The following is a 23,725-nucleotide window of genomic DNA, read 5'->3' on the forward strand; positions in this document are numbered from 1 at the left end:
CCACCTGAACTTTCCGGGGCTCGACAAAAAAGCCCTCGGTATTGATGACCTGTACAGCTCCCAAAAGAATGCAGCCTGGCGAATCATCCAGAACCGTGGGGCGCTGGTTGACCACGAGGTAGGCCTTGGGAAAACGCTCACCATGATCGTTGCTGCCCAAGAGATGAAAAGGCTGAAAACCATCCATAAGCCGATGATCATTGCCTTAAAGGCGAACGTAGACCAAATTGCCGAAACCTACCGCAAGGCATATCCGGCGGCAAAAATACTGGCTCCGGGCCAAAATGATTTTACGCCTTCAGAGCGCGTGAGGCTATTGCACGAAATAAAGAACAACAACTGGGATTGCATCATCCTGACCCATGACCAGTTCGGCAAGATTCCGCAGTCACCGGAGGTACAAAAGTCGATACTACAAAGCGAGTTGGAAAACATTGACCTTGACCTGGATACCTTAAAGGATCTGGGTGGCGACATCTCCAAAAAAATGCTAAAAGGGCTTGAAATACGTAAGAACAACCTGGAAGGCAAATTAAAAGGGCTGTTAAAAGATATTGAGGAAAAGAAAGACAAGGGCATCAACTTTAAAGACATGGGCATTGACCACCTGTTCGTGGATGAGAGCCATAAGTTTAAGAACCTGACCTTTACCACAAGGCATAACCGCGTGGCGGGATTGGGCAATATGGAAGGCAGCCAAAAGGCGCTGAACATGCTCTTTGCCGTTCGGACCTTACAGGAGAAATTCGATGCCGACCTGTGTGTTACCTTTTTATCGGGCACACCCATCTCCAACAGCCTGACAGAAATGTACCTGATCTTTAAGTACCAAAGGCCAAGGGAGCTGGCACGCCAAAAGATCGAAAACTTTGATGCCTGGGCAGCGGTGTTCGCTAAAAAAACGACAGATTTTGAGTTCAGCGTAACTAATGAAATTGTAGCCAAAGAGCGTTTCCGTCACTTTATCAAGGTACCGGAACTGGCGATGTTCTATAATGAGATCACCGATTATAAGACCGCCAAGCACATAAACCTTGACAAGCCTGAATTGCAGGAGACACTGGTAAATATCAAACCCAGCGAGCAGCAGCGGGAGTTTATCAAAAACCTAATGGCCTTTGCTAAAACGGGTAATGCAGAATTTATTGGACGTGCGAAGCTGACTCCAAAAGAAGACTTGGGGCGTATGCTGATCGCTACCAATTATGCTAAGAAGATGGCGGCAGACCTTAGGCTTATTGATGAGCGCAGGTATGGCGACCATCCGGATAATAAGGTCAATGCAGCGGCCAGGAACATTGCCCGGATTTTTGAAGAAAGCACAAAGCATAAGGGAACGCAGATCGTCTTCTCGGATATCGGTACACCAAAGCCTGTGGGTTTTAATATGTATGATGCCCTGAAGGAAAAACTGATACGGGACTTTAATATTCCGGCTAATCAGATCACCTACATCCATGATTGGACCGACAGGCGCAAGCCCGAATTGTTCCGCAAGATGAACCGGGGTGAGATCCGTATTCTTTTGGGCAGTACTGAAAAAGCGGGAACCGGCCTTAATGTGCAGGAGCGCGTGGTTGCCATGCATCACCTGGATATCCCGTGGCGGCCTTCTGACCTTGGCCAGCGCAACGGGCGCGGCGGCAGGCAGGGCAACAAAGTAGCGAAGGAATATTACGACAATAAAGTACAGAACTTCATTTATGCCACCGAGCAGTCACTCGACAATTACAAGTTCAACCTGCTCAAAAACAAGGAAACTTTCATTGCGCAGATGAAGAACTGTGAACTGAATGTGCGAACCATTGACGAGGGGTCTATCGATGAGAAGAGCGGCATGAACTTCTCCGAATACATTGCCATCCTTTCAGGGGACACTTCGCTGCTTGAAAAAAGCAAGCTGGAAAAGAAGGTCGCTGTTATGGAGAGCCTGAAAACGGTACACTTCCGCGAGGTAAGCCGTAACCGCTACGGGTTGGAGAACATGCAGAACGAGCGGCATAGCACCGCTACCACATTGGATAAGCTGAGGGGCGATGCCGAAATTTACAAAAGCAGGCTTCAGTTTACCGATGATAGCGCTAAGGCAAACCCTATTCAGCTGACCGGGCTTAAGTCGGTGGACGCCGAGGTAATCGGCAATCATATCACAAGCCTCTACAGGGATTGGCTGCCGCCTGCCGGGGGGCAGGAACAAAAGATTGGTAGTTTGTACGGGTTTGACCTGTACATTAAAAGGAAGCAGGAAACCTATGAAGTAAATGGCAGCTACGAGTACCGCTATTCCAACAGCTTTTTTGCCCAAAGGGAGGCAGAGGGCATCCGGTATACCTTCAATGAAGGCCTGCCCAATATCGATAACCCAAAACTGGCGGCGCGGCATTTTCTTAATGCTATTGACCGTGTGGAAAGCCTCAAGGACAAATATCAAGCGAAACTAAACGAGCTCGATACCGAAATACCCAAGGTGGAAAAGCTGCTGCAAAAGCCTTTTGCACAGGAAAAAGAACTGGAGCAGATGAAAAGTGAACTGGCAGGGCTGGAACGGCAGATCAGTATAAAGATACAGGAAAACCAGCTCAAGCAGGCGCAGGAACACATGGGCGAAGCGGTAATTGAAAATGACGCGACCATAGTTCAAATGCCAAATGCTACTACGCAGGCAGCAGCCCGTGGTCCAACGGCGGAGGAGGTTTCAGAAAAACAGGAACCAGAACGAATCAAAAGCAGGATGCAATTATAAAACTAAAATTATAAATCATGGCAAATAGTGTCTATCAGGTAAATAAAGGGATAAACGCCTCCATAGAATTTAAGGGGCTTAAGGCGCAATACATATGGTACTTAGGCGGTGGCGTGGTAGCCCTTATGATCGTTTTTGCTGCGATGTATCTAATTGGGCTACCATCCTTTGTCTGCATCGGGATCATTCTTTTAGCCGGAACCGGGCTGGTTATGAAGGTATATGGCATGAGCAACAAATACGGCGAACATGGATTAATGAAAGCGCTTGCCCGAAAACAGGTACCGAAAGTACTTCGCTCGCGCAGCAGGAGCATTTTTATAACGGGTAAGGAACAGAAATAATAATAAGGTAAATAATAGTGTGATGGAAAAAGTGCTGGATGAATTATTACCGATCATGGATGTGGAACACGACTGCATCCTGAGCAAAATGGGCGATGTGACTGTCGTCTTTAAGGCAGAGCTGCCCGAGATCTTTACGCTTTCGGACCAGGAATACGAAGCCTTCCACCAGGCATGGGTTAAGGCCATTAAAGTGCTTCCAAAGTATAGCGTGCTGCACAAGCAGGATTGGTTCCTGGACAGTAGTTACCGCCCCGATTTCACAAAGGACGATATCAGCTTTTTGAGCCGCAGCAGCGAGCGTTTTTTTAACGAGCGCCCTTACTTGGCGCACAGCTGTTATATCATGCTGACCAAAAAACCGGAGAACAGGAAAACCGCAACCTCACTGTTTTCAAGCCTGCTCAAAAGGAGCATCGTGCCGGAAGAAACCCTGAAGCCGCAACCCTTGCAGGACTTTTTAGGTAGCACCGGACAGTTCAAGCGTATTATGGAGGACAGCGGCTTTGTGAGACTTACACGCTTAACAGAAAATGAGCTAAGGAGCCACAGCCGTAAGCTTGGGCTGATCGAACAGTATTGCTACCTCTCGCAGAAAAACGACAGTTTTCTGATCAATGACATCAGCTTTGATGAAGGGTTGCAGGTTGGCGATAAGCATTGCCAGCTTTACACACTGGCCGACGCGCAGGATTTGCCGTCCTTATGTGGGAGCCGTATCAACTATGATAAATATTCTACTGATAAGACCAAGTTTAGCGTGGGCTTTGCCAGTACACTTGGGCAGCTCCTATCTTGTAACCACATTTATAACCAGTACATTTTTATAGAGGATGCGCAAAAGACCATTCAAAAACTGGAGAGCAAACGCCTGCGTTTACAATCGCTCTCGGCCTACAGCCGCGAGAATATGATCGCCCGCGATGCGACCAATGATTTTCTGAATGAGGCCATCGGGCAGCAACGCCTGCCGGTCAAGGCGCATTTTAATGTGCTGGTCTGGACCGATAATAAGGAAGAACTGAAAGACCTGAAGAACAAGGTGTCTTCGGCGCTGGCCCAAATGGATGCGGTTGCCAAACAGGAAACCGTCGGAGCGCCGCAGATCTTCTGGGCGGGCATCCCCGGTAATGCTGCCGACTTCCCGATGAATGACACCTTTGATACCTTCGCTGAGCAGGCGACCTGCTTTTTAAATTTAGAAACGGGTTATCGCACCTCGCTCAGCCCTGTGGGCATTCGTATGGGCGACCGCCTGACCGGCAAGCCCGTCCATGTGGATATCAGTGATGAGCCGATGACTATGGGCATTTGCACCAACCGGAACAAGTTCATCTTAGGGCCTTCGGGCAGCGGTAAGTCCTTTTTTACCAACCATATGGTACGCAGCTATTACGAGCAAGGGACGCATGTGGTACTGGTGGATGTAGGGCATAGCTATAAGGGTCTGTGCGATATGGTGGGCGGCTATTATTTTACCTACAGCGAAAAGAACCCCATCCGGTTCAACCCCTTTTTTATTGGTGCGGGTGACAGCCTGGATACTGAAAAGAAGGAAAGCATTAAAACCCTGCTCTTGGCTTTATGGAAAAAGGATGATGAGAATTTTAAACGTAGTGAATACGTCGCGCTGTCCAATGCTATCAGCGGCTATTATGACCATCTGGGTAAGAATGCCAGTGTATTTGCAGGTTTTGACAGTTTTTATGAATTCCTGCGGGATAAGTACACGAAAGTCCTGAGCGGTGACCGGGTAAAGGAAAAGGATTTTGATATTGATAATTTCCTGTATGTGCTTAGGCCGTATTACAAGGGTGGTGAATTTGATTACCTGCTCAATGCCACCGAGAACCTGAACCTCTTACAGGAACGCTTTATTGTTTTTGAGCTGGACGAGATAAAGGAGCACCCGATCCTTTTCCCGGTAGTGACCATCATTATTATGGAGGTCTTCATTAACAAGATGCGTAAGCTTAAAGGCATCCGCAAAATGATACTAATAGAAGAGGCCTGGAAAGCGCTGATGAAGGAGGGCTTCGCGGAATACATAAAATATTTGTTTAAGACCGTAAGGAAATTCTTCGGGGAGGCAATTGTCGTGACCCAGGAAGTGGAGGACATTATTTCCTCACCGGTAGTTAAGCAGGCCATTATCAATAACAGCGACTGTAAGATACTGCTGGACCAATCGAAGTACCAAAACAAATTCGACCAGATACAGGAATTATTAGGACTGACTGACAAAGAAAAAGCCTTGGTGCTTTCGGTTAACAAGGCAAATGACCCTACCAAAAAATACAAGGAGGTCTTTATCAGCCTTGGCGGGATGCTCTCGCGGGTTTACCGCACAGAAGTCAGCCTTGAGGAATATATCGCCTACACCACCGAGCAAACCGAAAAAGTAAAGCTGATGGAATATACGGCTCAATTTGGCGGTGACATCCAAAAGGGCATCATGGCAATGGCTGAAGCAATAAGAAGTAAAACTTAAAAATTACAGATTATGAAAAAGCAAAGTTTATGGAGCAAGATCGGGAGTATTCTGCTGATAGCCAAAGCGTATTCGCGCCAGCACGCCGATAGCCTCGCGGCGCTGGAAAAGGTGTATATCAAACGCCGCCCTAGAGAGGATTGCCGGGAAGAGACGGTATCCACTTTAAGTATCAGCCGCTTTGGCAGCGTATTCAAAGTGCATCAAAAGTCATATCTGTATGATGACCTGGTGAAGGAAGAAACTTGGATGGCAACTTACGGCTGGCAATCCAGCGGGCACCTCATTGAAATCGGTGGCGACCGTTACCTCATTTTCGATCCCCTGCATAAGGTAGCCTACCTTGAAGACAGTAGCGACCTGAAAAGCACAACACTCAATTTCTATAACCAAATTTAGTACAGCCATGAAACGAAATTTTAAAATAATACTGCTGGCTTTGTGCATTTGGGTAGCAATTCCAGCGCAAAAGGCGCAGGCGCAGATACCGGGGCTCGACCTGATCACCGGGGCGGTAAAAAGGGTTGTAAAGGCAATGGACCTTAAAATACAGCGAATGCAGAACAAGACCATCTGGCTGCAAAATGCGCAAAAGACCTTAGAGAACGCGCTCTCAAAGCTGAAGCTGGATGAGATCGCCGACTGGACCGAGAAGCAAAAAGAGCAATATGCCAAATACTACGAGGAGCTGGCTAAGGTGAAAGCCATTATCAGTTACTACCAGCGCATCCGTGATATTACCCAAAAGCAAATACGGCTGGTCAATGAATACAACAGGGCATGGAACATCCTGAGGCAGGACAGCCATTTTACAAGTGAGGAAATTGATTACATGGCAAAGGTTTATAGTGGCATACTGGAAGAAAGCATGAAAAATATTGACCAGATAACGCTTGTAGTGGAATCGTTCGCCACAACGATGAGCGATGCCAAGCGCTTAGAGATAATTAACGATGCCGCCGACCGTGTGGATGAGAACTACAGCGACCTTAACCGGTTCAACAGCCAGAACGCAGTGCTCAGCCTGCAACGCTCGAAAGATGCCAATGAAGCCCAGGTAATAAAGAAGATATACGGTTTACCCTAAAGCAAATAGTTATGTCAGCATTTACAGCTCATGATCTTTCTACACTATTTGAAGATAAAGGATACACCGGGCTCACGCAGTTCTATTCTCCCTCATTTGAGTTCACCGATACCCTTAAGGCCGGTTTAGAGCGGGTTCAAAAGGAATTTGCAGGTCAGGCCAGTCCCAATATGTTCAGTTTGTCTTCCTATCCGGTATGGGAGCAGCAAGGCAATCCTTATGTATCGAGTTATGTTGCGTGCAGCTATAAAGACGAACAATTCCGCATCAGGCTTTTAGACCTAAGTTATAACAGGGGCACCTATAATGGTGAAATATCACGACAACTGCTGAAGGAACCTGCGGCCGAAGATATACCCGATAAGCAGCATTTGAGCGATACGCTCAAAAATTTAACCGGAGGCGGTAACGAACTAAGGAATCGAAACAATAAAAAGCATAAGTTATGAAAGCATTTTTGTTTACATGTATTGCCGTGATGACACTAGGTGTTGCCCACGGCCAAACCTGGAGCGAATGGTTCAGCCAGAACAGTACCCAAAAAAAATACCTGCTGCAACAGATCGCCGCCCTGAAGGTATATTCCGAATATGCCCAAAAGGGCTACAGAATCGCCAAAGAAGGCCTCTCTACTATAGGTAATTTAACCGGAGGGGAATTTAACCTCCACGGCGTGTTTTTTAATTCACTAAAGATGGTCAACCCCGAAGTAAGGAATTATGCGAAAGTCGCCGATATCATCGCCCTTCAGGTAAAGATCGTGCAGGAGTATAACAGGACACGCAGCTCGCTATCAGCAAGCGATACCTTTCATGGCGATGAACTCGACTATATTAACCGCGCCTTTGGCAGGATGCTGGTCAACAGCGAAGCTGTCCTTGATGAACTTATCGCGGTCACAACCGACAATCAATTAGAGATGAAGGACGATGAGCGCATGGCACGTATTGATGCCCTTTACCTGGCAATGCAGGATAACTACCGCTTCTGCAAGGGTTTTGGCAATGAGGCAAAAGCGATGGCAGTAGCACGAATGCGGGAAAAAAACGATGCCTTAACCGGCCGCGCAATGCAAGGCATTAATTCAAACGAGCCATGAAAAGTATAGCTATTATCGTATTGCTTGTGCTATTTGGAATAGCGCCAATACAAAGGGCTTCTGCCCAGTCACAGGAAGTGCAGCAACTGCTGCTCAATATCGAAAAGCTCACGCAGTTCAAGGCCATTCTTTCCGATATGAAAAAAGGTTACCAGATACTAAGCGGCGGTTACAATACCATCAAAGACATTTCACAGGGGAACTTCAGCCTGCATAAAACCTTCCTTGATGGGCTCATGCAGGTAAGCCCAACGGTAAGGAACTACCGCAAGGTAGCAGAGATCATCGACTACCAGGTTACCCTCGTCAGGGAATACCGCTCGGCCTATGACCGTTTCAGGCAGGGAGATACTTTTAACAGTGAGGAAATTGGTTATATCGCGGGTGTCTACGATAACCTTTTTAAGGAAAGCCTTCGCAACCTGGATGAACTACTGCTGGTTGTCACTGCCGGGCAGGCAAGGATGAGCGACGATGAGCGCCTTGCAGCCATCGACCGAATCCATTTTGAGATGCAGGACAAGTTATTGTTCCTGCGCAGCTTCAATAATAACACTTCGGTGCTGGCACTCGGGCGGGCTAAAGAGCACAACGATGCGCAGACAGTTAAGAAACTACATGGCATAAACGAATAAACACCAGCATTATGATACACTTTAAGAAAGCTGCCTTACCGGCAGCAATAGCCTTGCTATTGCCTTTTTTAGGGCATGCGCAGACAATGGCGGAGGAGATCGGTGGCATGCACGGAGTACTGGAACAGCTCTATGATGAGATGATACCCCTTTGCAGCCAACTCATATCTACCGGGCAGGGGCTTGCGGGTTTTGCCGCCATGTGGTACATCGCCTCACGGGTATGGAGGCACCTGGCCAGCGCCGAACCCATCGATTTCTATCCGCTCTTCCGTCCCTTTGTGCTTGGGTTCTGTGTTTTGATGTTCCCTTCCGTACTTGGGCTTATAAACGGTGTAATGAAACCGACCGTTACCGCGACGGCGGCGATGGTAGAGGGTTCCAATGAGGCTATCGCCCGTTTGCTGGCTGAGAAAGAGCAGGCCATTCAAGAGACCGATACATGGAAAATGTATGTAGGTACTGATGGTGATGGCGACCGCGACCGCTGGTATAAATACACCCATGATGATGCCGACCCGCAGGGGGAAGGTATAGTGGAGGGTATTGGTAACGATGTGCGTTTTGCCATGGCAAAAATGTCGTACAGCTTCCGCAATTCCGTTAAGGAGTGGATGAGTGAGGTTTTACAGGTGCTCTTTCAGGCAGCCGCACTTTGTATCGATACCCTGCGCACTTTCCAGCTTATCGTCATGGCAATACTCGGCCCGCTTGTCTTTGGGCTGGCGGTCTTCGACGGCTTTCAGCATACGCTCACGGCATGGCTTGCACGCTACATCAATATCTTCCTATGGCTCCCTGTGGCCAACGTCTTCGGTGCCATAATTGGCAGGATACAGGAAAAAATGCTGGAGCTTGACCTCTCGCAGATCGATCAGCAAGGCGATACGTTTTTTAGCCGGACCGATGTGGCGTACCTCATTTTTATGATCATTGGCATTATCGGATACTTTACGGTACCGTCCGTTGCCAATTACATCGTCCACGCAGGTGGTGGAGGTGCATTACAGCAAAAAACCACAATGATATTCCATTCTTCTTCACAATCTACCGTTCAAACTGCCAGCACTACTTCACAAATGGCTGCCGGGGCAGTGATGGATGGTGCAAAAGCGATCTACAACAAAGTATCGGGTAACAGTTCGGATGCTTCCGCCAGCCACATGGGCAGCAAATTAAAAGGCAATTCTTAAAAGAAAGGAGGAATTATGTTCACGAAAATGAAAAATATTGACACAACGGTAAGGCACCTTAAAACCTTTAGCATTGTAGTGGTGGTCAGTTGCTGCGTGATCTGCTGCTTTGCCCTTTGGAAAAGTTTCAGCCTGGTAGCCGAGATGCAATCCAAGGTGTACATACTGGCAAACGGCAAAGCGCTTGAAGCGTATGCCTCTGGCAGGAAAGACAATATACCGGTTGAAGCAAAAGACCATGTTAAGGCGTTCCATCAGCTCTTTTTTACCCTCGACCCTGATGATAAGGCAATTGCATCAAGCATTGTAAAAGCACTATACCTGGCTGATGCCAGCGCCAAGCGGGCGTATGACGACCTGAAGGAAAATGGCTATTACGCCGGGCTGATCTCAGGGAATGTAAACCAGACCATAACGGTGGACAGTGTTTCGGTCGATATCAACGAATATCCCTACAGGTTCAGGTGCTATGCTACCCAAAGTATTACGCGGCCAACAAGCACCACCCAGCGCAGCCTTATCACAGAAGGTGCGCTGCGTAATGTATCGCGCAGCGATAATAACCCGCACGGCTTTCTGATCGAACGCTGGAATACCATTGAGAACCGTGACCTGAAAACGACCTCAAGGCATTAATACTACGCTCATGAGACTATTCAAAAACAAAAAAAATAATACTGCTGACGCTGCAAAAGGCATCATTGCAGAAAACCTTACTTCCTTCTACAACAAGCTGCAATCGGGCTGGGCTGGGTGGATGTCACAGCACACGAGCACATTATCAAAGAGGGATTGGATGTTATCACTTGCCTGCTTTATACTTCTAACTGGCGGCTACAGCACGTACCTCATGGTAAGCGGCTTTACTGGTACAAGCGCAGTCATTTCTAATAATGTAAGCAACATCCGTAAGCCAGCCTATACAGGCCAGGCGGAGGAATCACAAAAAACAGGCGCTCCGCTATCGGATTCAGAGTATGCCCGTATCCTGCGGTTCCGAAAGTATATCGATAGTCTGGCAGCTGATCCGTCAGGCAAAAAGGTGTACGACAGCATCATTCAAAAACGACCCGGCCTTATGGACAGCCTCAACCGGGTTGAAAACTACTACCAACAATTTAAAAATAAACGATCATGGAAAACAAAGAAATAACACCAAAAATGCAGCGCCAGCGCAAATTCATGCTGGCCCTGCCTGTACTTGTGCTGCCATTCCTAACCCTGATATTCTGGGCCCTTGGTGGCGGAAAGATGGAAGCTGCCGATGCTAAGGCCACCGTAAAGGCAGGCTTTAACCTGAACCTGCCTGATGCCAACCTTAAGGAAGATAAGGCGATGGACAAGATGAGCTATTACGATATGGCAATGCAGGATTCCACAAAACTCAAAGCACAGGAGAAAAGCGACCCGAACTTCAAAAAGATGGAGGGTACGGCGGCAGTAGGAAACCCATACGGTGCTGGTGGGCTCAACACATCGCTATCCAGTAATGGTTCGCCTAACGATCCCAATACGGAGAACATCTACCGCAAACTGGAATTGCTGGGCAAGGAACTGAATAAACCTGTAGCTCCAACTGCGGCAAGATCTGATTACTCACCTGCGCCAAGGCCAGGCACTTCGGTCGGCACTGCTGATGTAGACCGCCTTGAAAAAATGATGCAGTCCATGAGCCAACCCGATACAGAAGATCCTGAAATAAAGCAACTCAACGCCATGCTGGAGAAGGTTTTGGACGTACAACACCCCGAGCGTGTGAAGGAACGGCTGAAGGAAAACGCACAATCTCAAAAGACACAGGCCCTTTCCGTATCGGCAGGTAAGGGCAACGAGGAAGCTTCATTATTAGATAACACCGTAGCGGTACAGGCATCCACGAACGGTTTTTACTCTCTTGATGACAGCACTGCGGCCGAAGCCGCGCAGAATGCGATTCCCGCCGTTGTGCACGAAACCCAAACCCTTGTTAGCGGCTCAATAGTGAAGCTGCGCCTGCAAAGTGATATCCATGTAAGTGGTGTGCTAATACCTAAAGACAGCTTCATATTTGGTATCGCTTCCCTAAGCGGTGAAAGGCTGAGTATCGAGATCACCAACCTTCGTTACGGCAACTCTTTATTCCCGGTTGACCTGGCTGTATTTGATATGGACGGTTTGGACGGCATCCATATCCCAGGCGCAATAACCCGCGATGTGGCCGCGCAGTCTGCCGACCGCAGCGTACAGGGTATTGGACTGACCTCGCTTGACCCGACCTGGCAGGCGCAGGCTGCCAGCGCAGGGGTGGAAACCGCCAAGACACTATTCAGCAAAAAAGTGAAGCTTATCAAAGTGACCGTGAAAGCGGGCTACCAGGTGCTGCTTCGTGACGGAAAGCAGAAACAGGCAACAATTGAACTAACTAAGTAATCATTCAAAAAATTAAATCATATGAAAACGAAAATCAGCATGGTAATGATAGGCCTATCCTTATTTATTGGCATCAGTAGCGCCAGTGCGCAGCAGGCGCAGCCACAAACTATTACCCCACACCAGTTAGGGATCACCTATTCCAAAACAACGAACATCATTTTTCCGCAACCCATCATCAGCGTTGACCGTGGCAGCAGGGATGTGCTGGCACAAAAAGCTAAAGGAGTGGAAAATATATTGCAGGTCAAAGCAGCCAGGGACAGCTTCCCTGAAACCAACCTTACAGTGGTAACCGCCGATGGAAAACTTAATTCGTTTATAGTGAACTATAACAGGCAACCGGCGCAGCTTAATCTTTTCTTACCAAATAGCTCTACAGGTAATACGATCTCCCTTTCCCCTGAACATTACAATGTGGCAGAAGTACAGAAATATGCGAAAGCGGCTCGCTATTCAAAAGACAAAGGGAAAGTTATACGTGATAACAAGGCGGGTATAGAATTTAAGGTGGATGGATTTTTTATCGGTGGTGACATCATCTATTGCAGGGTGACTATTGAAAACCGTACCAACATTGGCTACGATATTGATCAGCTTCGTTTTTTTATCCGCGACCAGCAGAAAGCCAAACGTACCGCGACGCAGGAAATTGAAGTGACACCGGTGCATATTGAAAACAATGCTGCTACAATAAAAGCACAATCGCAGCAAACCATTGTCTTTGCCCTGCCCAAATTCACCATCCCGGATAAAAAGTATCTGGCTGTACAGCTCGTCGAAAAGAATGGCGGGAGACAACTGGAGGTGCACGTCAAAAATCGCCAACTTATTAAGGCAAGGCTATTATTATAAATACACCGCCATGAAAATAGCAGTTGAAGATTACAACACGGTCCTGGAGGGACTGGCTGAGCTTCATACCGAAGGTTACGCTTACATAGCATTCGATCCGGCTTTCCCGCTGACAGATGTAAGGGAACTCAATGCATTTGATAACAGCTACGACGCGGTAGAGTATTGCCACGAGATGCGCACTGATGTGGACTTTTTTGAATATGAATCCATTTGGCCGCTATACAGGGCTATGGAAAAGGGATTAGAGGATAGCAATCTGCTTGATGTAAAGGATGGCATGATCGACCTCTCGGTACTCTTAAAAGCCTACTATCACATCGAATCAGAAACTAATAAACATAAAAATAACATGGATATGAACCAGAAAAATTTGGATTATCTGACCGATCAGATAAAGTACACAGGATTTGGCGAGGGATTCGCTGATGTGTTAAAGGAAAAGGTCGCTACTGGCGATAAGGAATTCAAGATCGACCACAGTGCAAAATTCGGTAATGATACCGTAGATGCTACACTTAATTTCAGCAAGTCGAAGCAAAGCGACATGTATTTTTTTAATTCTTACAATGCAAGCCTGCAAAAGGAAGGCAGTGCAGAAAAGCTGGAACAAACCTTCTATATCAACAGGGGCAGTAACATCACTTTTAAGGAGGCTTACAACCTTATGGAAGGAAGGGCGGTGCACAAAGAACTGCAAAATAAAGCGGAAGAAAAGTATAATTCCTGGGTGCAGCTCGACTTCAAACATAGTGACGAGAATGGTAATTTCCGTATCAAGAAATTCAGTGAAAATTATGGATATGATATGGAAGCTGCGCTTTCCAAACATCCCATCAAAGAGCTCCAACGCGACGATTTCAAGGACAGCCTTATGGACAGCCTAAAGAAAGGAAACGTACAGCTGGTGACATTCCAGGTGGATGGCAAAGAGCAAAAACATTATGTGGAAGCCAACCCGCAGTTCAAAACGGTCAATGTCTACGACAGTGACATGCAGCGATTAGGCAGCCGCGAGGCAAGAGCTCAAAACCAATCGCAGGGCGAAAGCCAGGACAATAAAAAGGCCAATAAAGCGGAGGTTAAGGATGCGGAAGTCGTTGGCGATGGCGCTACCTCCGAGAAGGCAAAGAAAACAAGGGGTCAGAAAGTGTGATCATTCACCTGCGCCAAGCGCGCTATAAACGTAAAACTTAATATGTCGTGTTATGGATAACCAACCTTTAAACAGGGTGGAAATGGAAATGAGCCGATGGCGCTTGAGGGAAGAGCGGTTTGGTAAGCTGTTTTCATTTGACCTTTCATCGAATAAAGCGCTGCTTAGAGAGAAGCTGCACGACTATCAGCGGATAGCGGTAACGTACAAAGGGACGCAAGATCCCGATGAACGTTTTGCCTTACAGGTTTTAAAACACGAACGCCGCCTGATGGAAAAGCAATTGTATCCCAATTTTCTGCTCCGCCTTTTGCGCAGGGTGATTGTCGAACCTTTACGGGAACAGGTATTTATTAATCAACAAATAAGGCAGGTGCAGGAGAACGGCCGGTCGTTGCACGAGCAGGTGCAACGTGCCGGTTTTACCGGCATTACCGATTCGTTGGATGAGCAGTTACGCAAAGGGCAACAGCAGTTCTCGATCCCGGTTTCTTATTATGTAAATGAAAAGGAAAGGCTGGAACACCAACTTTCCTTTTCTAAAGACCAGTCGGGCCAATATCGCTTTGAAGGTTTTAAAACGTCGCTGTTTAACGAATCGAAACCCGATGAAAGCAGGCAGCACTACTTTACCCTTAGTTCTGTCCGTTCTCCCGATACCACGGAAGCATATAATCTTTTGTCCGGCCGAGCAATAAATAAAGACGGCAAGTGGATGCAGCTCGACCTGAATGATAAGGATGCGCAGGGAAACTACCGTATCAAAGAATTCCATTCTAACTATGGTTATGATTTTGAAAGCGAGTTAAAACAACTGCCGTTAAAGGAGCTGGGCGACCAGATACAGGAAGAGAAGTTAAAGGATATTTTAAAGCGCGGCGGTCGCCAGTCTGTAAGTTTCATTAAAGATGGCAAAGAACAGCGGTATTATATCGAAGCGAACCCGCAGTTTAAATCGGTCAATATTTACGACGAGCATTCGCGCAAAGTATCTATTGCTACAGCTATGGGCGGTAAAACGATAGAAGCGGTAAAGCTGGCAAATAAGGTAAACCAAGGGCAGGAAGAAAGCCAGACCCGAAAAACAGGGTTGAGGGTTATTTAATGAATAGGTACTCTAATGGACAGGTCAAAGCCTTTATCGGACTTTTTTACCGCTATCGAAAAAGATGGCCGTATCGGCACGACGCATATCAGTGTTTATACTGCGTTGCTTAAATACCGCCTCGATAAAGGCTTCGCCAATCCTATTCAGGTATTCGGGCGCGATATTATGAGCATCGCCAAGATTTCATGGCCGAATACTTTTTACAGGTGTATAAATGACCTGAGTGATTATGGATACATACGTTATGTCCCTTCTTTTAACCGGAAAGAAGGCAGCAGGGTATACTTTCCTGACATGAATAGTGATTAGTAAAGTCAATCTAAAGATGTGAAGAATGGAAAATGTGATAACGAAGGATGATTTAAGGCAATTCGGTATGGTATTAATGAATGATATCCGCCAACAGCTACAAAGTAAGTATGAGCAGCAAGACGAGTCATTGCACCCCGAGTGGCTAAAAAGTAAAGTGGTCCGCAAACTGCTTGATATGTCCGCCGGTACATTGCAAACGCTGCGAATAAGCGGAAAAATCCGCTCTAAAAAAATATTGGGCTCGTACTACTATAACAAAGAAGACCTTTTAAACTTATTTAACGAATAAGGTATGACTACGGCACAACTATTAAAATACCTTACGGCCTTAGAGAAAGATGAAAGGTTATCGGTGTGGCATTTTGCCCTATTAACTGCTATCCTATACTTGGGCTACCGGCAGGGCCAAAATAGGATTATAAAGGTAAGCAGAAGTAAGATTATGGCGCTTTCTCACGTAAATACCTTGCCGACCTATCATAAATATTTTAAGGAACTACAGGATATGGGATATATTGTTTACAGGCCCTCTTATCATCCAGGGTATCGCAGTGAAGTAGAATTAGTAAAGCCTTAAAGATTGGATTCTTTAAGGCTTTAAATTTTTTAAAATTCAATTATGAGGCTTGCTGAAGTGTCAGCTTCCTTTTCATTTCATCAAGTTCCTGCTGCATCCTGACTATCGCTTCCATAGATATTTCAGGTTTCGAATTATCTTTGGTTTTTAGTTTCAATTTCAGGTCATGCATTTCCTTCGCAATGCTTTTTTGCTCCGTAATAGCATATTCCTCTGTTTGTTTTACAGACTGGTGCCCAAGCAACTCTTTAACGATATGTATCGGCACATTGTTAGCAAGGGTGACGGTACTACCGAAGGTTCGCCTTGCTTTATGTGTATTAAGCTCAGATGTAATGCCACATAAATCCGCTATTTCTTTAAGGTAGGCATTCATCCTTTGATTTGATTTTACAGGCAGGACGCTGCCACGTTTAAGGCAAAGCGGATGGTTTTTATACCGTGCTATGATCTCTGAAGCTTGTGGCAATAATGGTACGTTGGTTTCTGAACCAGTTTTTTGGCGTTCTATCATTATCCACGGCTCTCCATCAATACCATTTTTTATATCGACAGGCCTAAGGTTAAATGCATCAATGTAAGCCAGTCCTGTATAGCATTGGAATATAAATACGTCCCTAACTACTCCTAATCTTGAAGTTGAAAAATCATGGTGCTCCAATTTGTAAAGCTCTTCGCTGGTCAAGGGCTTCTTATTGGTTTTTGTTTTTTTACCCTTAAAACTCTTAAACGGATCGCCCGATATTATTTCCCTGTCTATAGCTCTCAGCACAATCTTTTTAAAGTTTGCTATGTACTTAAGGGTTGTGTTATTACTACAGTTCCTTACCGTCTTAAGGTAGAATTCATAATCCTTGACGAACTCATAATTTAAGTCACGGAACTCCATTTCATCCACATGATATTTGAATTGCATGAACTCCTGCACATGCTTTCTTGCAGTTACATAACGTTCGCGCGTGCCATCTGCGTACTCGCCCCTTTTAACCAATGCCGCCAATTCATCATTATGTATCTGAAATTCTTCAAGTACTTTTGCCTTTGACACAGTTTTGCCAAGCAGATAGTCCATAAGCTTCTGCGCCGTAACTGAGCGCTCATTGTAAAGCAAATCAGATTTGTACTGGTTTAATTTCATTTCGATGGCGTCCAGGAATAGGTTGAGCATGCGCGCATCCTCCTTATTTCCCGTAGCGCGTTCGGTTTTTTGATCCCATCGTGTCACATCCCATTTTCGTTTGGTGGAGGTTTCTTTGGGAAGGCCGTCTACTGTAACTCTCAGGTAAATGAACCTAATGTTGTTCTTCTTGTTTGGAGTCTTCAAAAAGAAGGTTAGTCCAATGCTGCTTGATAACATAATTCAACTTTTTAAATTGTTATTAAATGTCGAACTATAGCGCTTTGAAATCAAGTCGTTAAGCTGCTTTACATGTTGGTAAACAGCTACTTATGCGATATTTTGTGGCATTTTTTTTAAAAATAAAAAATGCCACAAATCTGCCACAAAAAGTTTGGGCATTTTTGAAAATTTTGGTGGTACAGGCTTAAATGAAAAAAACCTGCAAATCCAAAATTTGCAGGTTTTATCAAGCTTTTAAAGATACTTTCCCTATATTTAATATGGAAAGTTCACCTATGTGCGGAGAAAGAGGGATTCGAACCCCCGGACCTGTTACAGTCAACAGTTTTCAAGACTGCCGCAATCGACCACTCTGCCATTTCTCCAGTAAGCTGCAAATCATTCCTTCATTGCGGTTGCAAATATAGTAACCTTTTCCGGTTTTGCAAATAGATTTGAAGCAAAAATTGTAAAAATTTCAGTGTCTTTTTTTAACCTTTTCATTAACTGAAACTTAATGAAAATAAAATCTTTTAAAAATTTACATATTCATCAATATTTAGTCCGTATCCGGTCATCCCAACGCGTTTTGCCTGTTCAGAATTTGTAAGCAGGCGTATGTTGCAAATGTCAATATCATGTAAAATTTGCGCTCCTATACCAAAATCTTTAACATCCATCTTTACCTGTGGCGCTTTAGATGTACCGTTAGCCTGTAATTCTTTTAGCTCTGTAATACGCGTTAAAAGTTCAGAGGGCTGCACTTCCTGATTTATAAACAGTATAGCACCCTTACCTTCGTCATTAATGCGTTTAAACATACTTTCAAGCTTAGTATCCGGATTGCTTGTTAGCGTGCCTAAAATGTCGTTATTTATCTGTGTGGTGTTTATACGGGTAAGCACCGGCTCGCCAATATTCCAACTGCCTTTAGTTAAGGCAACGTGAATTTGCTTATTAGTGGTTTGCTCATAAGCCCTTAACCTGAAATCGCCAAAGCGTGTTTGTATCTCAAAGTCCTCTTTTTTCTTAATAAGACTGTCGTGCTGCATTCTGTAAGCAACAAGCGCCTCAATAGAAATAAGTTTAAGGTCCAATTTCTTAGCAGCTTTAGCCAATTCCGGCAAACGTGCCATAGAGCCGTCTTCGTTTAGTATTTCCACTAATATACCCGCCGGTTTAAAACCTGCAAGCCTTGCAAGGTCGATAGCAGCCTCTGTATGGCCGGTACGGCGCAGTACACCGCCTTGTTTAGCCCTTAGCGGGAAAATATGCCCAGGACGCCCAAAATCGCTACCTGTAGTAGTATCTTCTACAAGAGCTTTGATGGTTTTTGCCCTATCGTGAACCGATATACCAGTGGTACAGCCGTGACCTAACAAATCTATAGTTACTGTAAATTGCGTTTCGTGCAGTACGGTATTTTTTGTAACCATAGGAGGCAGGTCTAACTCATCGGCGCGTGCCTCTGTAATAGGGGCACAAATAAGGCCGCGGCCGTGGGTAGCCATAAAATTTATCATCTCCGGCGTTACCTTCTCGGCAGCTGCAATAAAATCGCCTTCATTTTCACGGTCTTCGTCATCAACAACAATAATTACTTTACCGTTGCGTATATCTTCAATAGCTTCTTCTATAGTATTAAGCTGTATTTTTTCTTCAGCAGAAATTATCATGCTTCTTTAGTTTTTGATTTAAACAATTTATTAAATGCCTTTTGAAACGGCATCAGGATGTTATCCATATTTATAAGGCCAATATCATTCGTGGCCCTGTAGGTTAACAATATGGCAAGCGGACTAAGCACAAAGGTAGACATCCATGAGCCCAGGAAAGGAGGGATGCCGTTTTCTTGCGCCAGTTTCCTGCCAAAAGTGTTTATAAAGTGGAATATTATAAATATGAGTACTGCGAAAACTATAGGTAGTCCCAATCCTCCTTTACGGATGATAGCTCCAAGTGGCGCACCTATAAAAAACATGAGGATACAGGCAAACGCAATTACAAATTTTTCGTAAAGTGCAAGCCAGTGGCTGTTTATGTTCTTTACTTTTTCAAAAAGGTCTTTTTCGCCCGATGACACCACATAATCAGTACTAACCACATTGTTATTGGCAACTTCCAGCACACGTACCCTGTCAACTTTCTGAACCACACCTAAAAGATCTTTCGGCAGGCTGTCAATGGCAGCTTTCTTAACTTCTTTAGCTTTTAACGTATCTGTAATGGCTCGTATGGGTTTTGGTATAGGTGCGAGGGTATTGTAAGGGCGCTGTACAATATTATCTGCAATGGTTTTAGCCTCTTTATTATATGTAGATTGCAGCGAATCAAGCGTATAGTTAAGTTCGGTAACGTTTAGCATGTTATTGGTATGTGCTATCTGCTCCTCATCTTCGTCGTTAGAGTTAAGCATAGTAAGGTCTATATTCATTACCTGCTTTGTAAAGCTGCTCTTCGCAAACGGCTGCTTTTGGCGTTCCGCAGGATTGTTTGACGATATATCTTCATAATAATAGCCATCAAACAGTTCAAGCTGAAGTAAATTCGACTTTTCGCTGCTCTTAAGCAACCCGGTTTTAGAACGGATGATAGTAACATCTACAGCTCCGGGCTTACGTTTGTGTATGGTAACACCAGTAAGCTTCTCGCCATTTTCGCCACTTTTTTTATCTACTTTAATATTAAAGGTACCAATTGAATTAAATTGGCCCTCTACAATTGCCATAGCAGGCTTGCGCTGGATGATATTTTTACGAAGGTTAAGGAATTTATATTCGGCCTTTGGTATAACGTTGTTGGCAAAAAAATAAGCTACAATGCTTAACCCAAATATAAATATAATAAGGCTGCGCATTGCCCTGTTTAAGGAGATGCCCGACGATTTCATCGCGGCAAATTCATAGTTTTCGGCAAAATTACCAAAGGTCATTATAGATGCCAGCAAGATAGATAGTGGCAATACCAGCGGTACTATTTTGGGCGAATAAAAAAGCAGAAATTTAAGCACCAGCCATGCATCAAGATCTTTACCGGCAAGCTCGGCAATAAATAGCCAGATGCCCTGCAATATAAAGATAAAGAACAGGATAATAAATACCGACGCAAAGGTCTGGATGAATGAGGTAAGGATGTAACGGTCTAAGATTTTCACCGGGAAAGGGTTAGTCTAATTTATTAACGTAATAATTAGGATATTTACTTTCGGTAAAGGTAAAATGATTTTTTGACAAAGGCTGGTTTGTTTTAAAAGAATTAATAGTAAATGTGGTTCTTGTACCATCTTTATCTATTTGCAGCAGGTTATAAATGTGTTTTGTTTGAGAATCTATACCTATAAGTATTTCTTTAGTATTGTCTTTAGAGTCGGTAGGGGTAAGCTTTATCAGCTGTATTTTTCTGCCTTTTACATTTTGAACGATATCCCACGCATACTTATAACCCGAATTAAAAAAAGTAAGCATTTTAGATGGGGTAAGGCCATCATCCTTTTTATCATCAAAATTAGATATTGTAACCTCTTCATCCTCTGGTACTATGTTGTATACTTTTTTACCGTCAAAAATACGGGTAACACCCATAAAATTAAGTACATACTTATTGCCTTGCAGCACCACATTGCCTTTACATTCCTGGTTAAGGTTTTTTTTGGCGTTGCCTAACGAGTATTTAAAATCGATAGAAATATTATTATAGCTTTTGATCTTACCACTTACCTCGTCCAGAAGTTTTTTTGCTTTTGCGGCATCCTGTGCGTGTAATGATAAGCTAAAAGTTAAAATAAAAAGCGATACTACCCTGATAAGCTTGTGCATGCTAAAAGTTGTTTTCTTCATTTTTTAAAAATTGCTCAAGAGATGCTAAGTCCTGTACGTTAACGCTACGGGCTTTACTACCTTCAAACGGGCCTACAATACCTGCGGCTTCTAGCTGGTCTATAAGCCTGCCCGCACGGTTGTAACCCAGTTTTAGCTTTCGCTGAAGCAATGAGGCCGAACCCTGTTGGGCGGTTACAATAACCTCTGCAGCTTCCCTGAACATCGAATCTCTTTCGCTAATGTCTATATCAAGATTAGTGCCACTTTCCTCTCCAAAGAACTCCGGAAGCAAATAAGCCTCAGGATAAGCTTTTTGGCCTCCAATAAATTCGGTAATTCTTTCAACTTCGGGAGTATCTACAAAAGCACACTGCACGCGGGTAAGGTCGTTACCCTGTGTGTATAGTAAATCTCCGCGGCCAATAAGCTGATCAGCACCCTGGCTGTCAAGGATAGTCCTTGAGTCAATTTTAGAAGTTACCCTAAAGGCTATCCTTGCCGGGAAGTTGGCCTTAATAATACCGGTAATAACGTTAACCGATGGCCTTTGCGTTGCAATAATCAAGTGGATACCAATAGCACGGGCAAGCTGCGCCAAACGTGCAATAGGGGTTTCTACCTCTTTACCGGCCGTCATAATAAGGTCGGCAAACTCATCTACCACCAATACAATGTACGGTAAAAAACGGTGGCCGTTTTCCGGGTTCAGTTTCCTTTGACGGAATTTATCGTTATACTCCTTAATATTCCTAACCATTGCATCCTTAAGAAGGTTGTAACGGTTATCCATCTCGATACATAATGAATTTAAGGTATTGATAACCTTGGTGTTATCTGTAATAATTGCATCGCCGTCATCGGGTAGCTTTGCCAGGTAGTGGCGCTCTATTTTATTAAATAAGGTAAGCTCTACCTTTTTAGGGTCTACCAGCACGAATTTAACCTCGGCAGGGTGTTTTTTATAAAGTAACGATGTTAGTACGGCATTTAACCCTACCGATTTACCCTGACCCGTAGCACCGGCCATAAGCAAGTGGGGCATTTTGGCGAGGTCTACCACAAAGGTTTCGTTAGATATGGTTTTACCAAGAGCTATAGGAAGTTCCATTTCGGCAGCCTGGAATTTTGGCGAGCCAATAACGCTCTTCATAGATACCATGGTTGGGGTCTTGTTAGGTACCTCTATACCAATAGTCCCCTTACCGGGAATAGGTGCAATAATACGGATACCTAATGCTGAAAGCGATAACGCAATATCATCTTCAAGGCTTTTTATTTTTGAGATACGGATACCCGCATCAGGTACAATTTCGTATAGCGTAACACTTGGGCCTACGGTTGCCTTAATCTGTGCAATAGATATTTTATAGTTAAGAAGCGTTTCTACAATACGGTTCTTGTTTTCTTCTAATTCTTCCTGGTTAATGGTTATGCCACCTGCTGAATAATCTTTAAGCAGATCGATAGGGGGGAACTGGTAGTTAGAAAGCTCCAGGGTAGGGTCGAACAAACCGAAATCTTTTACCAGCCTTGAAGCGAGGTTTTCTTCTACAATATCTTCATCGGCTATTTTTTCGATAACAAAATTATCGTCAGCCGTTTCTATAATTTCATGAAGCTGCGGTGCAACCTCAATAACAGGTTTTTGTTTAGAAACCGGATCTAAATTTATTTGAGAAGAATTTGTTATGGTAGGCTTCATAGCCTCGCGGTTAATTTCAAACTGCGATGTTGTAACCGGGGCAACCGGAGTTGGGGTAGGTACGGTTTTTAATTCGATATGGTCTAAAGCTTCATCGTATTCCTCCTCATCTACAGGCATATCCTCGTAGTTAGGTCGATTGTATTCCGGATCTTCATCCTCATCCTCTGCAACAGCAACGGGTACGGGAGCTTTTAAAGATTCTCTAACCAATTCAGGCTCTTCCAGTTCTTCATCTTCATCCTCTCTTGGTTTTCTCTCAAATAAAGACTTAATAGCATCCGGAGATATTTTAATCCTTAGGATTAAGAAGGTAAATAAAGCGAAAATTAGTACCAGTAACGTCCCGGTTTTGCCAAGGTAATCCTGCATAAACAGGTTCATTTCGTAGCCTATTACCCCGCCAAGTTCCGGCAGGTAGGCATTAAAGAATCCGCATAATACCGATACTATTATTACAAGGAATAAATCCCAGAACAAGGTTTTTTTAAGTTTGCCAACAGGCAGGTCTAACACTAAATGCGCGCCCACTAAAAAGAAGAAGCGTATTAGTATAAACGATGCCACACCAAAGCCTTGGTATAAAAACACATAAGCCAGCCATGCGCCAAATTTACCCAGCCAGTTTTGCACCGGCTCATTCCTTTCAGAAAACGCATCAAGCGCACTCTGGTCGGCCTGCCAGTATAAAAAATAGGAGATAAAAGAAAGCAGCAATGCCACAGAGAACAGAAAGAACAGCACACCCACCAATACTTTGTTTTGGCGCGATAATTTCCATTTTCTTTTTTCCATTACCGGTTTTTGTGTTTCCTTGGTTTCTTTTTTTGCTTTTGCCATGCTGGTTTACTCTACTT

The 23,725-nt window shown here is 44.6% G+C and carries 22 protein-coding genes and 1 tRNA gene; 17 read left to right on the plus strand and 6 right to left on the minus strand.

The genetic code is table 11. The features are described 5' to 3' along the window. The 17 genes from FMM05_RS10290 to FMM05_RS10370 form a co-directional block, all read left to right on the plus strand. Positions 1-2,743 (plus strand): helicase-related protein (locus FMM05_RS10290; RefSeq protein ID WP_185965557.1); only part of this gene is annotated, 2,743 nt, incomplete at its 5' end. Between the two features lie 17 nt (positions 2,744-2,760). Beyond that, entirely contained in the window at positions 2,761-3,087 is a 327-nt protein-coding gene (locus tag FMM05_RS10295; RefSeq protein ID WP_143373296.1) for a DUF4133 domain-containing protein, read from the plus strand. Positions 3,088-3,109: 22 nt separating this feature from the next. After that, positions 3,110-5,578, plus strand: coding sequence for a TraG family conjugative transposon ATPase (locus FMM05_RS10300; RefSeq protein ID WP_143373297.1), 2,469 nt, complete (start codon positions 3,110-3,112; stop codon positions 5,576-5,578). A 12-nt stretch (positions 5,579-5,590) separates the two neighbouring features. Further along, the gene (locus FMM05_RS10305; RefSeq protein WP_143373298.1) at positions 5,591-5,977 is read left to right on the plus strand and encodes a hypothetical protein; all 387 of its coding nucleotides are present in this window, start codon (positions 5,591-5,593) and stop codon (positions 5,975-5,977) included. Between the two features lie 7 nt (positions 5,978-5,984). Then, positions 5,985-6,665, plus strand: a complete 681-nt coding sequence (locus FMM05_RS10310; protein WP_143373299.1) for a conjugal transfer protein TraI — start codon at positions 5,985-5,987, stop codon at positions 6,663-6,665. Positions 6,666-6,676: 11 nt separating this feature from the next. After that, positions 6,677-7,114: a hypothetical protein gene (locus FMM05_RS10315; protein ID WP_143373300.1), complete on the plus strand. Its 438-nt coding sequence runs from the start codon at positions 6,677-6,679 to the stop codon at positions 7,112-7,114. Continuing rightward, complete coding sequence (locus FMM05_RS10320) at positions 7,111-7,764, plus strand: hypothetical protein (protein WP_235894393.1); 654 nt, start codon at positions 7,111-7,113, stop codon at positions 7,762-7,764. Before FMM05_RS10315 ends, FMM05_RS10320 begins: the two co-directional genes overlap by 4 nt. Further along, positions 7,761-8,399 (plus strand): TerB family tellurite resistance protein, encoded by a 639-nt coding sequence (locus tag FMM05_RS10325; protein ID WP_143373301.1) that lies wholly within the window; start codon positions 7,761-7,763, stop codon positions 8,397-8,399. Before FMM05_RS10320 ends, FMM05_RS10325 begins: the two co-directional genes overlap by 4 nt. 140 nt (positions 8,400-8,539) lie before the next feature. Continuing rightward, positions 8,540-9,592 (plus strand): conjugative transposon protein TraJ, encoded by a 1,053-nt coding sequence (gene traJ, locus FMM05_RS10330; RefSeq protein ID WP_235894400.1) that lies wholly within the window; start codon positions 8,540-8,542, stop codon positions 9,590-9,592. A 27-nt stretch (positions 9,593-9,619) separates the two neighbouring features. Next, positions 9,620-10,228, plus strand: a complete 609-nt coding sequence (traK, locus tag FMM05_RS10335; protein WP_235894394.1) for a conjugative transposon protein TraK — start codon at positions 9,620-9,622, stop codon at positions 10,226-10,228. A gap of 10 nt (positions 10,229-10,238) precedes the next feature. Continuing rightward, positions 10,239-10,745 (plus strand): hypothetical protein, encoded by a 507-nt coding sequence (locus tag FMM05_RS10340; RefSeq protein ID WP_143373304.1) that lies wholly within the window; start codon positions 10,239-10,241, stop codon positions 10,743-10,745. Then, on the plus strand, positions 10,727-12,001 hold the full coding sequence (gene traM, locus FMM05_RS10345; RefSeq protein WP_143373305.1) for a conjugative transposon protein TraM: 1,275 nt from the start codon (positions 10,727-10,729) through the stop codon (positions 11,999-12,001). The genes FMM05_RS10340 and traM overlap by 19 nt, the downstream gene beginning before the upstream one ends. Before the next feature lie 21 nt (positions 12,002-12,022). After that, on the plus strand, positions 12,023-12,856 hold the full coding sequence (traN, locus tag FMM05_RS10350) for a conjugative transposon protein TraN (protein WP_143373306.1): 834 nt from the start codon (positions 12,023-12,025) through the stop codon (positions 12,854-12,856). Between the two features lie 10 nt (positions 12,857-12,866). Continuing rightward, the gene (locus tag FMM05_RS10355) at positions 12,867-14,012 is read left to right on the plus strand and encodes a hypothetical protein (protein ID WP_143373307.1); all 1,146 of its coding nucleotides are present in this window, start codon (positions 12,867-12,869) and stop codon (positions 14,010-14,012) included. Between the two features lie 52 nt (positions 14,013-14,064). Next, positions 14,065-15,117 (plus strand): hypothetical protein, encoded by a 1,053-nt coding sequence (locus FMM05_RS10360; protein WP_143373308.1) that lies wholly within the window; start codon positions 14,065-14,067, stop codon positions 15,115-15,117. A 15-nt stretch (positions 15,118-15,132) separates the two neighbouring features. Next, positions 15,133-15,429, plus strand: coding sequence for a hypothetical protein (locus FMM05_RS10365; protein ID WP_143373309.1), 297 nt, complete (start codon positions 15,133-15,135; stop codon positions 15,427-15,429). Between the two features lie 25 nt (positions 15,430-15,454). Further along, positions 15,455-15,721 (plus strand): helix-turn-helix domain-containing protein, encoded by a 267-nt coding sequence (locus FMM05_RS10370; RefSeq protein ID WP_143373310.1) that lies wholly within the window; start codon positions 15,455-15,457, stop codon positions 15,719-15,721. A gap of 328 nt (positions 15,722-16,049) precedes the next feature. On the opposite strand, the gene FMM05_RS10380 is transcribed toward FMM05_RS10370, so the two are convergent. The 6 genes from FMM05_RS10380 to FMM05_RS10405 all read right to left on the minus strand — a co-directional run bounded on the left by FMM05_RS10380 (position 16,050) and on the right by FMM05_RS10405 (position 23,708). Then, on the minus strand, positions 16,050-17,333 hold the full coding sequence (locus tag FMM05_RS10380; protein WP_317129566.1) for a site-specific integrase: 1,284 nt from the start codon (positions 17,331-17,333) through the stop codon (positions 16,050-16,052). 316 nt (positions 17,334-17,649) lie between these two features. Continuing rightward, positions 17,650-17,734, minus strand: a tRNA-Ser gene (locus FMM05_RS10385). Positions 17,735-17,881: 147 nt separating this feature from the next. Beyond that, positions 17,882-19,024 carry a 3,4-dihydroxy-2-butanone-4-phosphate synthase gene (ribB, locus tag FMM05_RS10390; protein ID WP_143373313.1) on the minus strand — a complete coding sequence of 381 codons (1,143 nt, stop codon included), beginning with the start codon at positions 19,022-19,024 and terminating at the stop codon, positions 17,882-17,884. After that, positions 19,021-20,502, minus strand: a complete 1,482-nt coding sequence (locus FMM05_RS10395) for an LptF/LptG family permease (protein ID WP_143373314.1) — start codon at positions 20,500-20,502, stop codon at positions 19,021-19,023. The genes ribB and FMM05_RS10395 overlap by 4 nt, the downstream gene beginning before the upstream one ends. Positions 20,503-20,512: 10 nt before the next feature. Next, on the minus strand, positions 20,513-21,163 hold the full coding sequence (locus FMM05_RS10400) for a LolA family protein (RefSeq protein ID WP_185965567.1): 651 nt from the start codon (positions 21,161-21,163) through the stop codon (positions 20,513-20,515). Position 21,164: 1 nt separating this feature from the next. Then, positions 21,165-23,708: a DNA translocase FtsK gene (locus FMM05_RS10405; protein ID WP_143373316.1), complete on the minus strand. Its 2,544-nt coding sequence runs from the start codon at positions 23,706-23,708 to the stop codon at positions 21,165-21,167. Positions 23,709-23,725: the final 17 nt, after the last annotated feature.

The sequence above is a fragment of the Flavobacterium zepuense genome, assembly GCF_007097145.1.
Classification (GTDB): Bacteria; Bacteroidota; Bacteroidia; order Flavobacteriales; family Flavobacteriaceae; genus Flavobacterium; species Flavobacterium zepuense.

What these genes read in the sequence shown, in the direction of transcription:
- FMM05_RS10295 (WP_143373296.1), top strand. Translation starts at nt 2,761, where the DNA reads ATGGCAAATAGTGTCTATCAGGTAAATAAAGGGATAAACGCCTCCATA.
- FMM05_RS10300 (WP_143373297.1), top strand. Translation starts at nt 3,110, where the DNA reads ATGGAAAAAGTGCTGGATGAATTATTACCGATCATGGATGTGGAACAC.
- FMM05_RS10305 (WP_143373298.1), top strand. Translation starts at nt 5,591, where the DNA reads ATGAAAAAGCAAAGTTTATGGAGCAAGATCGGGAGTATTCTGCTGATA.
- FMM05_RS10310 (WP_143373299.1), top strand. Translation starts at nt 5,985, where the DNA reads ATGAAACGAAATTTTAAAATAATACTGCTGGCTTTGTGCATTTGGGTA.
- FMM05_RS10315 (WP_143373300.1), top strand. Translation starts at nt 6,677, where the DNA reads ATGTCAGCATTTACAGCTCATGATCTTTCTACACTATTTGAAGATAAA.
- FMM05_RS10320 (WP_235894393.1), top strand. Translation starts at nt 7,111, where the DNA reads ATGAAAGCATTTTTGTTTACATGTATTGCCGTGATGACACTAGGTGTT.
- FMM05_RS10325 (WP_143373301.1), top strand. Translation starts at nt 7,761, where the DNA reads ATGAAAAGTATAGCTATTATCGTATTGCTTGTGCTATTTGGAATAGCG.
- traJ (WP_235894400.1), top strand. Translation starts at nt 8,540, where the DNA reads ATGATACCCCTTTGCAGCCAACTCATATCTACCGGGCAGGGGCTTGCG.
- traK (WP_235894394.1), top strand. Translation starts at nt 9,620, where the DNA reads ATGAAAAATATTGACACAACGGTAAGGCACCTTAAAACCTTTAGCATT.
- FMM05_RS10340 (WP_143373304.1), top strand. Translation starts at nt 10,239, where the DNA reads ATGAGACTATTCAAAAACAAAAAAAATAATACTGCTGACGCTGCAAAA.
- traM (WP_143373305.1), top strand. Translation starts at nt 10,727, where the DNA reads ATGGAAAACAAAGAAATAACACCAAAAATGCAGCGCCAGCGCAAATTC.
- traN (WP_143373306.1), top strand. Translation starts at nt 12,023, where the DNA reads ATGAAAACGAAAATCAGCATGGTAATGATAGGCCTATCCTTATTTATT.
- FMM05_RS10355 (WP_143373307.1), top strand. Translation starts at nt 12,867, where the DNA reads ATGAAAATAGCAGTTGAAGATTACAACACGGTCCTGGAGGGACTGGCT.
- FMM05_RS10360 (WP_143373308.1), top strand. Translation starts at nt 14,065, where the DNA reads ATGGATAACCAACCTTTAAACAGGGTGGAAATGGAAATGAGCCGATGG.
- FMM05_RS10365 (WP_143373309.1), top strand. Translation starts at nt 15,133, where the DNA reads ATGGACAGGTCAAAGCCTTTATCGGACTTTTTTACCGCTATCGAAAAA.
- FMM05_RS10370 (WP_143373310.1), top strand. Translation starts at nt 15,455, where the DNA reads ATGGAAAATGTGATAACGAAGGATGATTTAAGGCAATTCGGTATGGTA.
- ribB (WP_143373313.1), bottom strand. Translation starts at nt 19,024, where the DNA reads ATGATAATTTCTGCTGAAGAAAAAATACAGCTTAATACTATAGAAGAA.
- FMM05_RS10400 (WP_185965567.1), bottom strand. Translation starts at nt 21,163, where the DNA reads ATGCACAAGCTTATCAGGGTAGTATCGCTTTTTATTTTAACTTTTAGC.
- FMM05_RS10405 (WP_143373316.1), bottom strand. Translation starts at nt 23,708, where the DNA reads ATGGCAAAAGCAAAAAAAGAAACCAAGGAAACACAAAAACCGGTAATG.